This is a genomic window from Siphonobacter sp., assembly GCF_048595215.1.
Lineage (GTDB): Bacteria > Bacteroidota > Bacteroidia > Cytophagales > Spirosomataceae > Siphonobacter.
In genome coordinates, this window is sequence record NZ_JBMDWJ010000023.1 from 1 (window position 1) to 10276 (window position 10276).

A 10276-nucleotide genomic window follows, 5' to 3' on the forward strand; every position below is an offset into this window, starting at 1 on the left:
CGGACCCAGCCAGCGAAACTGCGGATCGTTCGACCAGGCTCGGAATAGATTACCGAAATCCGCCATAACGGCTTCAATATCGTGTCCAACCAGCCGTTGAGCGTAATAATTCGCCGCCTGACAAACTAGGTCGTTACCCGCTCCCAGCGTGAAGGCCAATCCCGTACCCGTCAATCCTCCTTCATCTATTAATTGAGTGACCGCGTAGGAATATACGGGGTCCCGATGAATGGCGTCACTTCCCGCACTTTTGTCGAGTGGATAGCGGGCATCCTGAACGGTAACTTTATAAATCATACAAAAAAGGAATGAGGTTAGGTGCGTTTATACTTTTGCTTCCAGGGATTGCGGTACCAGCAACTTTTTGTAACCCAGCTCGGCTCCACCGCTGACGGGCAGAATACATCCGGTGATGAACCGGGCCATATCCGAAATCAGGAACAGACAGGCGTCGGCAATGACATCCCCTTCGGGACAGTACCCTAAGGCATGAATCTGATTCAGGTATGCTTCCACTTCTTCCGGATTGGGCTGTTGCTGGCTCCAGCTCCGCAGCAGAGGAGTCAGTACACCCGCCGGAGCTACGGCATTCACGCGAATCCCTAGCGGGGCGTAATCGAGAGCCATGGATTTAGTAAGAGCGTTGACCGCTCCTTTGGTGGCGGTATAAGCGGCGTGAATTTCCTGGCCAATTTCTCCGACCAAACTTCCGGTATTGAGAATCGTACCCCGAGTTTTCTTCAGCGATTCGATTCCGTGCAGCGTGGTATGATAAATGCCGCCCACGTTCACTTCAAACAGGGTTTTCCATTCCGGTTCGGTCGTATCATGCAGGGCTTTTGAGGGACTGGATATGCCCGCATTGTTGTGAATGACGTCAATTCGTCCAAATTCCCGTAGGCAATGCTCAATGGCTTGTTTGATTTCAACCGAATTAGCTACGTCAGCTAGCACAAACTCCGTACCCTCTGGGTTCAAGGTTGACTGGGCTTGATCAATGCTAGATCGGTCGTTACTAACGATACAAAGGCGGGCCCCCGCTCGCTGATAGGCCTGGGCACATTCGAAGCCAATCCCTTCGGTTCCTCCGGTCAAAAAGACTACTTTGTCCGCCAGGAGGTAGCCCGCATTGGTGGCAGGTATAGGCATCACATCTATAGTTTATTGGGTTTAGATCAGGAAATGATTCGCCAAAAGTAGAACCCAACCCCTAGTCGTACCTATAGAGGATTTGCTTATTTTAATGGATTATTTGATGATTATTCAGACCTAAAAATTGAAGCATAAGTAGAATTATACGAACATATAAAGTAAATTTTATCGTACTTTAGTCCTAGTAAAAGGGTATATTAAGTAAGATACTGGAATATTCAATTTTATTCTTTGGCTATTAAAATGAGCAGCACCTTACGCAGAAGGGATGGATTCGACGGAGAGAAATTGATTGGAATTCCGAGTGGAGTACTTCGGGACGTCATCCAGCCGAATCCGGCTTTATTTCCTTTGTACATCACCCATATTGGTTACTTTCCCAAGGCCCTGTTTCACTACCGGGAACGGAGAAAAGGCTGCGAAGACAATATTCTGATCTACTGTTTACAGGGAAAAGGCCATTACGTCATTGGGGATCAGCGATTCGAAGTCGGAGCGAATCAGTACCTCCTCCTGCCCGCGACGGATTTGTACATTCGCTACTGGGCCGACTACGAAGACCCCTGGACGATTTACTGGGTACACTTTACCGGCCCCCAGATCGATGCCTTTAATCAGACGCTACACATTGTTCCCGAAAACGGACCGATCAACCTGGCTTTTAACGAACACATCATCGATATCTGGCATAAAACCTATCAGAGTCTAGAATGGGGGTATAGTCTGGACAACCTGGCTCAGGCGAATATGCGTCTGACGTATTTGGCGTCCCTATTTATATACCCGCCCAAGCCTTCCCTGCCTGAGCGAAGCAAGAAGGACGATATTATTTCCGCCGCCATCACGTTCATGAGTTCAAATCTCGACAAGAAGTTATCGGTGGAAGAATTGGCCCAGCAACATCAACTCTCCTGTTCATACTTTTCCATGCTCTTTCGCAAGGGTACGGGCATGGCACCCGTCGATTACCTGATTCATTTGAAAATGCGGAAAGCCTGCCAGCTGATTTACGCCGATGATGCGAAAATCAAAGACATTGCCCTGAGTTTGGGCTATGATGACCCTTTCTACTTTTCCAGGATTTTCAAAAAGAACATCGGCCAATCGCCGGAACAATATCGACTTACGGTAAAAAAAAGCCAGTCATCGGGGTAGTTCTTTTGTTATGTACTACGGATCGAACGACTCTACCTCACTGTATTCATATCCCGTAGTATCCATTGCTTTTTAATCCCGCTTTCGAAACAGCGTCGGCGTAGTACCAGTGTATTTTCTGAACTGTTTACAAAAATGGCTTTCATCGGTGTAGCCAAACTCATCCGCGATTTCCTTCAAACTAAGCTGACTATACAGCAAACGAGCCTCGATGAGTTTGATCTTATACTTGACAATGTACTGTTTCAGCGATTCTCCCGTCTGCTTCTTAAACAAAAGACTGATGTACGCGGGAGCATAATGAAACGTCTGGGCGAGATGCTCGATACTCAGGTTTTCGGGTTGATAAATATGTTGTTTGATGTAACTAAGAATGGCCTCCACTGAATCTTTCAGTACCGGTTTAGCGGGCGTCTCCCTGAATAAGTTGCGAGCCAGAATCATCAGCATACTCCGCATCAAACTATCCCGAACAATCTCAAAATAAGGCGTCTGATCGTTCGCCGATTCGGCTTCCAACACCGCCAGTAACTGGTGTAACTTCTGTTTCTCCTGCTTATCCACCACCAAAGAACCCCGACTTTGCGAGGAAGTCGTCAGTAATGTTCGAATGACGGGTTGCCACGGACGATCTTTATCGGAAGGGTGTTCCTTGTGAATCGATTCATTGAAACGGACAAAGCTGAATTCGGTCAACGCCTCGATTTCAAAGGAATGGAAATCCTCCGGCCCCAACAGGAAAACGTCGCCCTCCTGATAGGGAAAGGTGTTGCCATTGATGTGATGAATGCCCTTCCCTTTCAGTACAAAAATGATTTCGAAGTACGTATGCTTATGGACGGAGTGCATCCAAGTAGGAGCTTCGAAGTGGTAGATACTGAAGGGGGTATGTAAAATGTAGCGTTTCATAGAGCTAGAGCCTGCCCGTAAATCTACCGATAGATAATGGATTTTTACAATTAGAGGCTAAAGTCACATCTGTACATTTGTTTCTACAACAGATTGAACATCCTATCCTTATGAAACAGATCTTCCTGCAGATAACGTGCTTTACGCTCCTGATTCTATTTTCATCCCTGAAAACGGCGGACGAATGGACCCCGCTTTTAGATAAAGATCTCTCCCAATGGCAAAGCTATCTAAGCTATGCACACAAACCCGGCTATAATGGAAAAATACCGAAAGACGCGTCCGGTAATCCGATCGCTCCCGTTGGGTATGACAAGGATTCATTGAAGGTATTTTCGGTGATTAATGAAAAGGGTAGTCCGGTATTAAGGGTTAGTGGAGAGCTGTATGGCTGTCTGATTTCGCGGCAGTCCTACGAAAACTACCACTTAAAACTTCAGGTAAAATGGGGCCAGAAGAAATACGTGCCGCGGATGAATTTACTGAGAGATTCTGGTATCCTCTACCATTCCATTGGAGAAGCGGGAGCTGATTATTGGCGAACCTGGATGCTCTCCCAGGAATTTCAGATTATGGAAGGACACATGGGTGATTTCTGGTGTCAGGCTAATTCCGCCATCGATATTCGTTCGTACCCATCCGAAGGAAGTATGAGCCGAATTGCCGACGAAAAACAACCTTTTGGCACCCTCAAACAAGGAGGCGATGGCTTTTGCATGCGTTCGGGCAATTACGAAAGTCCTAATAACGAATGGACGACGCTGGAGTTAATTTGTTTCGAAGGGAAAAGCCTTCATATTGTAAACGGCCACGTGGTGATGATCCTTCAAAATTCTCGCTACATAACACCCGAAGGAAAGGAAGTTCCGATGACAAAAGGTAAACTTCAGCTACAAAGCGAGGCCGCTGAGGTATTCTTCCGGGATATTCGCATCAAACCGCTGGAAAAAATGCCCCCGGCTTACGAGCGTTTGTTTTAATGACATTTGATTTCACAGAGAATCGTTCTCCAGGTTGTGCATCCGGTACAGCCTGGAGAATTTCGTTTTTTCGGACAACACAACTTACGAACCCTACCCCTTTATGACCTGGTTTTTCTTTCAACCAGCTACTTACCACGTTAAACTATTCAAACCTTAAACCCTTTCAAACGTATTCTCCTTAATAAGGAATTACCTTTGCGAAACAGAAACAAGGGTAAGCTAAGGCCCCGAACACGAGCGTTACGGCATGAATGCATGGGATGTACTGATTCACGACAAAGAAAAAATTGATTGGCAGGATATTCGTCTGGACGAAACGAACCGCAACTACCTTCAGCAAGTCATTAAAGAGTATCAATATGTGGAGGAACTCCGCAAATACAACCTTCCGGTGACGAACAAGCTGATGCTGGCGGGCAGCACCGGATGCGGAAAAACCAGCACGGCTAAAGCCATGGCTTCCGCCCTGCATAAACCCCTGTATATTCTGGACCTGAGTACAGTCGTTTCGGCCAAAATTGGTGAAACGGCGGGTCATGTCAAGGCGGCTTTTGACCGAGCTTTACGCGATAAAGCGATACTCTTTCTTGATGAGTTTGACCATCTCGGCAAAATTCGGGACGATAAGGATGTCGGCGAAATGCGACGGCTGGTAAACTCGCTCATTCAGTTGATTGATTATCTACCCGATACGGCCCTACTCGTAGCCGCTACCAACCACCTGGAAGTAATCGATCCGGCCCTCAGAAGACGTTTTCAACTGACCTTACGCTATCAGATGCCGGGATCAGAGGAACTGGACGCCTATTACGAAACTTTGCTCCAGACTTTTCCCGAATCCTTGCATCACGTGGACCGTAAGTACGGAGTGTCTTACGCCGAAGCGAAAGATCATTTGTTCACGGGACTCAAATCGCTCATTATTCAATCGCTTGAATCGCAAGCGATTCCATCCTTCTGATTGTATCATTCGCTGGTACACTTCATCCTCTGCCCATACTGAGCGGAGGATTTTTCTGTAAAATCCATTTTATAGTATAACATTCAGCACTGAATCTGTCTAACTCAACTGCGAATCGGACCGGCTCAACCTCGGGACGCTGGTAGGGACGTGCTGGTTGAAACTACTTTTGTTCCTATCTATCCGTAACAACGTTGCGGGCAGTTACTGAAGCTGTTTTGAACGTAGACTAACCGTACCGAGCTTTTAATGGCTGTTTGTAAGCATCGTACCTTTCCCCTTAAACTCCCGTTCATCCATGAATATCATCATTATTGAAGACGAGCTTCGAACGGCCCAATCCCTTGAAAATACGATCCTCGAACTCCGACCTAACGTTCGTATCACCGGTACATACCAAAGCGTAGATCGCTCGGTACAGGCACTCAGTGAGGGGTCCCAACCGGATCTGATCTTCATGGATATTCAATTAGCCGACGGCCTGTGTTTCGAAATCTTCAAGGCCGTTAAAGTTTCCTGCCCAGTCGTTTTTTGTACGGCTTTTGATGAGTATTCACTGGAAGCTTTCAAACGGAACGGGGTTGACTACGTACTCAAGCCATTTTCCAAAGAGGACATTCGCGAGGCGTTGCGGAAAGTAGATGAACTAAAGAATTTCTTCCAACAAAAGACGGTACCAGATTTAAGCGACCTATTAGCCCGGCTCGGAGCACCCACGGGAAAAACGAGTTTTCTGGTCTTTAAAAACCAAAAATATACGACCGTTCAAACGGAAAACATTGCCTATTTCTACGTCGCAAATGAGGCTACGCACATCGTCTGCTTCGATAGGCAGGCGTTTTCAATTAATCAATCGCTCGATCAGATTACTAATTCAGTATCTGCCAGGCAGTTCTTTCGCATCAATCGGCAGTACCTAGTCAATTTCAGGGCCATTAAGGAAGTGGAACATTATTTCCTGCGAAAACTCTTGGTGAAGCTCGTCATCGAAACGCCCGATAAACTACTGGTAAACAAGGAAAAATCGCACAGTTTTCTTTCCTGGATGGAAGAGCGTTAAACTTTGATTCAATCATTATTACTTGGACAACAAAAAAGCCACAAGGGGCACCTTGCGGCTTTTTTGTTTTTTTTTAGTCACCTCCATTCAACCTGACGATAAGCAACGTATTTAGATTAGATACGATGAACCGGGCTCTGAATAAGCTTCTTTATTTCCAACGGTTCTCTTAAAGCGACGAATCCAGCGGCCGGATTACCCGGCAAGGGTTGCCAGCCGCGAATACGTCAGAAGGAATATCGCGGGTAACCACGCTACCCGCCCCAATGACCGAACGATCGCCAATGTGCACACCGGGGCAAATGACCACGCTACCCCCTACCCAAACGTCTTCTCCAATGGAAATGGGCTTGCCACTCTCCAGTCCCTCCGCCCGTACGCGGGCATCCATGGGATGCGTAGCCGCATAAATCTGCACGTTGGGACCGAACAGGGTACGGGCTCCGATGCGAACCGGAGTTACATCCAATACGGTACAATCGAAATTAAAAAATACGTTTGCACCGATCTCAATGTTCGTTCCGTAATCACAGTAGAAAGGCGGTTGAATATTAAGTCCAGGGCCCGCCTGGGGCAATAATTCCTGGATAAGCTGGGCTCGGGATTCGGGCTCATCTTCCCGTGATTCATTGAGGGCTTTTAGTAACAAACGGGCTCGCGTCCGTTCCGCCGTCAACTCGGGGTCCAGGGCGTTGTACAGTTCCCCCGCCAGCATTTTTTCTTTTTCTGTTTTCATGACTTTTTGTACTTAGCACTTTCGTAGTAATCCCTACTTCTGAACGGGTTTAACTACGAAATTTTCAAAGACAACGGGAAAGCTCTCTTTACCCGGGGCCGCTGCTACCATACCAATCTGAGCTTTAACACCGGGCGGAAAATACGCTAATCGAAGCATTTCAAACTTTTGATTATCAAAGGAGTACTCGATTTGAACGTAATCCCCTTTGCGGAGTAATTTTAGCCAAAGGGAGGCTGGGCTATCGTGTCGCGGTACCACCGACCAGTCTGAAAACTCACGGGTTACCACTGCACTAACATTCTGTACCCCATCGACGTACTCGATACCCGTTTTGATCCAGTTTTTCGCATCAATCCGAACCATCAATCCGGCCTGGTGAAAGAGCTCCCGGTACTGACCGGTAACTTTTACAGTGGCCTCAAAATCGCCCGCTAGTTCCTGGTAATAAAAAGGTCCGGAATCCCGGATGAAATCATAATGGGTGATCCGCCAGAAATCGGTATTCGGTTCTACGGTCAGGGATAATTTCTGAGCATCGCCGCTCCACTGTTTGGGAGGATTAAGCCATTGCATAGAAGATTTCGTTTGGGCAGAAACCAGAAGGGAGGAAAATAAAAAAAGGCTACTAACCAGCAGTTTCTTCATGGGGAATACAGAGAAGGTACACAAAAACACCCTTTGTCGGGTGAAACCGCAAAGCTAGATGCTGGCCATGATTAAACTTTTTTACAAATGTTAAAAAAGGTGGTTGGTTGAAACCCAACTGTAGAAGGAAAGCCTTTTCGGTTGGGTTTCAATCCAACCCCAGCCTAAGGCTTCATTCGAATTCGACTCAAACTAACCTGCGAGATACCCAGGTACGATGCGATATAACCTAATTGTACCCGTTGAAGCAGATCGGGGTAAGTAGTGAGAAAATCCTCGTACCGTTCCCGGGCAGTTTTGAATTGACGGGCTGTAAAACGTTCTTCCGCCAGTCTTAATTCGGATTCCGCAAATTTTCTCCCCCAGTTGGCCAGGTGAATATCCTGACGGTACAAGTCCTGCAATGTTTCAATAGAAATGGCGTAAACGTCTGTACTTTCCAAGGCTTCGAGAAATTCAAACGCTGCTTTACGGATGGTAAAGCTGTTCATCGACATGGCAATATCCCCCTCCTGCCCAAACCAGAATGTAACTTCCCGTTCCTGATGCAGCACATACGCCCGCACGACGCCTCTTCGAATAAAATACACCTGTTCGGCCAGTCGATCGGCACTCATCAGCAAATGTCCTTTCGGTACAGTGATCAACTCCAGCTCCTGAATCAGTTTTTGTTGAGAGGACTGCGGCATGGGATCAATCCGGTCCAGTATTTCTTCAATCTCCACGGTACGCGTTTTAGTAAAACACGAAGGTAGCGAAGGTTTGTACGAGAGCTGCTCTTTTCAAGGATAGAGAATACTACTACTGAAAATTCCTTTCGATTCTTTACTTGATACGGAGGCTCCTAAAACAGAGAAAGTGGTAGCGTCTGAAGATGCTACCACTTTTCCTTACCTGCAAGGAATCATTACTCGTACAAGCAATGACCGTTTTTTAAGCCCTGCGTTTGGACATCGCAAATACGGCAATGCCTCCCACGACCAGAACCGCTCCGATGTAGGGGGGCCAGTTGACGGTTTCTTTTTTATCAGCCGATACTTCCAGCGGACCAATATCCAGTACTTTTTCTTTTTTGGTGAAGGAGAACCCGGTCCATACTAACATGATGGCACCAACAACGATTAAAAGGAGTCCAGCGGTTTTCATAGATATGCAAAGGTTGTTTTCGTTCGATTCCCTAAAAACAAGTGCCAATGCCGCTGTACGGTCTAAGTAAGGAGAAGAAAAGCAGGCTCAGGTATGTGGATTTTATCAAAAGCCAATGAAAAAATCCTTACTGATCTTAATGGATACATTGCATCCGACGACAATTTATCGTTTAGTTCAAGGGGAAATTCCCGAAACCCTAGCTGAAGACATACAAAGCTTTTTTAGCCCCTTACTGGATCAATAAACGAAGGAGACAGCTGCTGAAAAATATAGGCTTTGCCTGTACTTTTGTGTACAACGTTTATCTTAACGTTCGCTAAAGCCCTCAATCCTACCGAAAACCGATGCCTATCCACGTTGCCATTACCCGTAAGGTACGCCCGGGCAAAGAAGCCGAATTTCGCGAATCGCTACGCCGTTTTCTGGGTGAGTCTTTTTCGCACGGGGGCGTTCACGGAGCCGCCATGCTTACTTCCCTACCCGACAGTGGTGAAATCGGCATTTTGCGAACCTTCGCCGATGAAGCGGAACGCGATGCCTTCTACGACTCCCAACGGTTTAAAGACTGGGAAGCTTATGCCTCTACGTTAACCGAAGAGCCCGTCTACCGACAACTCAACGGCCTGGAAGCCTGGTTTCGGTCACCGGGGGCCCCACCCCGCTGGAAAATGGCCCTGGCTACCTTGTGCGGGGTCTTTCCTACCAGTCTGTTTCTAGCCTTCACCGTCGGTCCTTTTATTAAAGAATTTCCTATCGTTCTTCGATTACTGATCACCGCGGCCTGTATGGTCGGTTTGCTTACGTGGGTAGTGATGCCTTTTGTCACCAGGGTGCTAAAAAAATGGCTTCACCCGCATCGGTAAAGCCATTGGAAACTATTCATTGGTACTACTCAAAATCAATGAGCAATGGCATCTGGTTTTTTCGAGAGGAAGCGATGGAGTTCGCAACCCGCTAGTAGAAAGGCTCCCACACCAAAATTGGCCGTGGAATTGGCATCTACTACCTGTCCCGGTATGGCCTTTTCGCCAATGGGCTGCACGTAGCCCACTTTACCATCGGTCTGCAGAGCTATGTTCGACAGATACTGCCAGCCTTTGAGAGCCGCGGGCAGATAGGTTTTCTTCGGTAAATAACCGTGGTTGATTCCCCAGCACAAACCGTAGGTGAAGAAGGCCGTACCACTGGTTTCGGGACCGGGAGCGTGAGCCGGATCGAGCATACTTCGCGTCCAGTATCCTTCGGGTTGCTGGGTTTTCAGAATAGCCTGAGCCATTTCCTGAAAACGGGTCAGGTACGCCTGGCGATGGGGATCATCCTTAGGTAAATCCTGTAATACTTTAGCCAGTCCGGCAAAAACCCAGCCATCTCCACGGGCCCAGAAATCTTTTTTGCCGTTCGTACTCCGGTGTTTGGGGTACACGTATTTGGCATCACGGTAATACAGCTTTTCCTCGGGATCATACATGATGCCGTTAGCGTAGGTGAAGTATTCGTATAGCTTGGAGAGGTACTGCGGATTG

12 protein-coding genes and 1 pseudogene are annotated in these 10276 nt (G+C 47.3%); 5 read left to right on the forward strand and 8 right to left on the reverse strand.

Features of this window, described 5'->3' with window-relative positions; all coding sequences use genetic code 11:
- Both ACOJTG_RS01260 and ACOJTG_RS01265 read right to left on the reverse strand, forming a co-directional pair.
- Positions 1-297: pseudogene (locus ACOJTG_RS01260) on the reverse strand (mandelate racemase); the annotation flags it as partial.
- 27 nt (positions 298-324) lie between these two features.
- A complete protein-coding gene (locus ACOJTG_RS01265; protein WP_420152151.1) occupies positions 325-1149 on the reverse strand; it encodes an SDR family NAD(P)-dependent oxidoreductase in 825 nt (274 codons plus the stop codon).
- Between the two features lie 246 nt (positions 1150-1395).
- Here ACOJTG_RS01265 and ACOJTG_RS01270 point away from each other — a divergent pair, with 246 nt between their 5' ends.
- Positions 1396-2307, forward strand: coding sequence for an AraC family transcriptional regulator (locus ACOJTG_RS01270; RefSeq protein WP_420152140.1), 912 nt, complete (start codon positions 1396-1398; stop codon positions 2305-2307).
- A 72-nt stretch (positions 2308-2379) separates the two neighbouring features.
- Here the strand turns inward: ACOJTG_RS01270 and ACOJTG_RS01275 are convergent, their stop codons facing one another.
- A complete protein-coding gene (locus tag ACOJTG_RS01275) occupies positions 2380-3216 on the reverse strand; it encodes a helix-turn-helix domain-containing protein (RefSeq protein ID WP_420152141.1) in 837 nt (278 codons plus the stop codon).
- Positions 3217-3326: 110 nt separating this feature from the next.
- On the opposite strand from ACOJTG_RS01275, the gene ACOJTG_RS01280 reads away from it, so the two are divergent.
- The 3 genes from ACOJTG_RS01280 to ACOJTG_RS01290 all read left to right on the forward strand — a co-directional run bounded on the left by ACOJTG_RS01280 (position 3327) and on the right by ACOJTG_RS01290 (position 6220).
- Entirely contained in the window at positions 3327-4196 is an 870-nt protein-coding gene (locus ACOJTG_RS01280) for a 3-keto-disaccharide hydrolase (protein ID WP_420152142.1), read from the forward strand.
- Between the two features lie 250 nt (positions 4197-4446).
- A complete protein-coding gene (locus ACOJTG_RS01285; RefSeq protein ID WP_420152143.1) occupies positions 4447-5160 on the forward strand; it encodes an AAA family ATPase in 714 nt (237 codons plus the stop codon).
- A 298-nt stretch (positions 5161-5458) separates the two neighbouring features.
- A complete protein-coding gene (locus tag ACOJTG_RS01290) occupies positions 5459-6220 on the forward strand; it encodes a LytR/AlgR family response regulator transcription factor (RefSeq protein WP_420152144.1) in 762 nt (253 codons plus the stop codon).
- Between the two features lie 169 nt (positions 6221-6389).
- On the opposite strand, the gene ACOJTG_RS01295 is transcribed toward ACOJTG_RS01290, so the two are convergent.
- The 4 genes from ACOJTG_RS01295 to ACOJTG_RS01310 all read right to left on the reverse strand — a co-directional run bounded on the left by ACOJTG_RS01295 (position 6390) and on the right by ACOJTG_RS01310 (position 8750).
- On the reverse strand, positions 6390-6956 hold the full coding sequence (locus ACOJTG_RS01295; protein WP_420152145.1) for a sugar O-acetyltransferase: 567 nt from the start codon (positions 6954-6956) through the stop codon (positions 6390-6392).
- Between the two features lie 33 nt (positions 6957-6989).
- Positions 6990-7532 (reverse strand): DUF1349 domain-containing protein, encoded by a 543-nt coding sequence (locus ACOJTG_RS01300; RefSeq protein ID WP_420152146.1) that lies wholly within the window; start codon positions 7530-7532, stop codon positions 6990-6992.
- A gap of 236 nt (positions 7533-7768) precedes the next feature.
- Positions 7769-8329, reverse strand: coding sequence for a Crp/Fnr family transcriptional regulator (locus ACOJTG_RS01305; RefSeq protein WP_420152147.1), 561 nt, complete (start codon positions 8327-8329; stop codon positions 7769-7771).
- Positions 8330-8537: 208 nt separating this feature from the next.
- Entirely contained in the window at positions 8538-8750 is a 213-nt protein-coding gene (locus ACOJTG_RS01310) for a hypothetical protein (protein WP_420152148.1), read from the reverse strand.
- A gap of 347 nt (positions 8751-9097) precedes the next feature.
- Here ACOJTG_RS01310 and ACOJTG_RS01315 point away from each other — a divergent pair, with 347 nt between their 5' ends.
- Positions 9098-9616: an antibiotic biosynthesis monooxygenase gene (locus ACOJTG_RS01315; RefSeq protein WP_420152149.1), complete on the forward strand. Its 519-nt coding sequence runs from the start codon at positions 9098-9100 to the stop codon at positions 9614-9616.
- Positions 9617-9651: 35 nt separating this feature from the next.
- Here the strand turns inward: ACOJTG_RS01315 and ACOJTG_RS01320 are convergent.
- On the reverse strand, positions 9652-10276 hold a 625-nt coding region (locus ACOJTG_RS01320), incomplete at its 5' end, for a glycoside hydrolase family 88 protein (protein ID WP_420152150.1).

Coding starts and splice junctions, on each gene's coding strand:
- ACOJTG_RS01265 (WP_420152151.1), bottom strand. CDS start 1,149: ATGCCTATACCTGCCACCAATGCGGGCTACCTCCTGGCGGACAAAGTA.
- ACOJTG_RS01270 (WP_420152140.1), top strand. CDS start 1,396: ATGAGCAGCACCTTACGCAGAAGGGATGGATTCGACGGAGAGAAATTG.
- ACOJTG_RS01275 (WP_420152141.1), bottom strand. CDS start 3,216: ATGAAACGCTACATTTTACATACCCCCTTCAGTATCTACCACTTCGAA.
- ACOJTG_RS01280 (WP_420152142.1), top strand. CDS start 3,327: ATGAAACAGATCTTCCTGCAGATAACGTGCTTTACGCTCCTGATTCTA.
- ACOJTG_RS01285 (WP_420152143.1), top strand. CDS start 4,447: ATGAATGCATGGGATGTACTGATTCACGACAAAGAAAAAATTGATTGG.
- ACOJTG_RS01290 (WP_420152144.1), top strand. CDS start 5,459: ATGAATATCATCATTATTGAAGACGAGCTTCGAACGGCCCAATCCCTT.
- ACOJTG_RS01295 (WP_420152145.1), bottom strand. CDS start 6,956: ATGAAAACAGAAAAAGAAAAAATGCTGGCGGGGGAACTGTACAACGCC.
- ACOJTG_RS01300 (WP_420152146.1), bottom strand. CDS start 7,532: ATGCAATGGCTTAATCCTCCCAAACAGTGGAGCGGCGATGCTCAGAAA.
- ACOJTG_RS01310 (WP_420152148.1), bottom strand. CDS start 8,750: ATGAAAACCGCTGGACTCCTTTTAATCGTTGTTGGTGCCATCATGTTA.
- ACOJTG_RS01315 (WP_420152149.1), top strand. CDS start 9,098: ATGCCTATCCACGTTGCCATTACCCGTAAGGTACGCCCGGGCAAAGAA.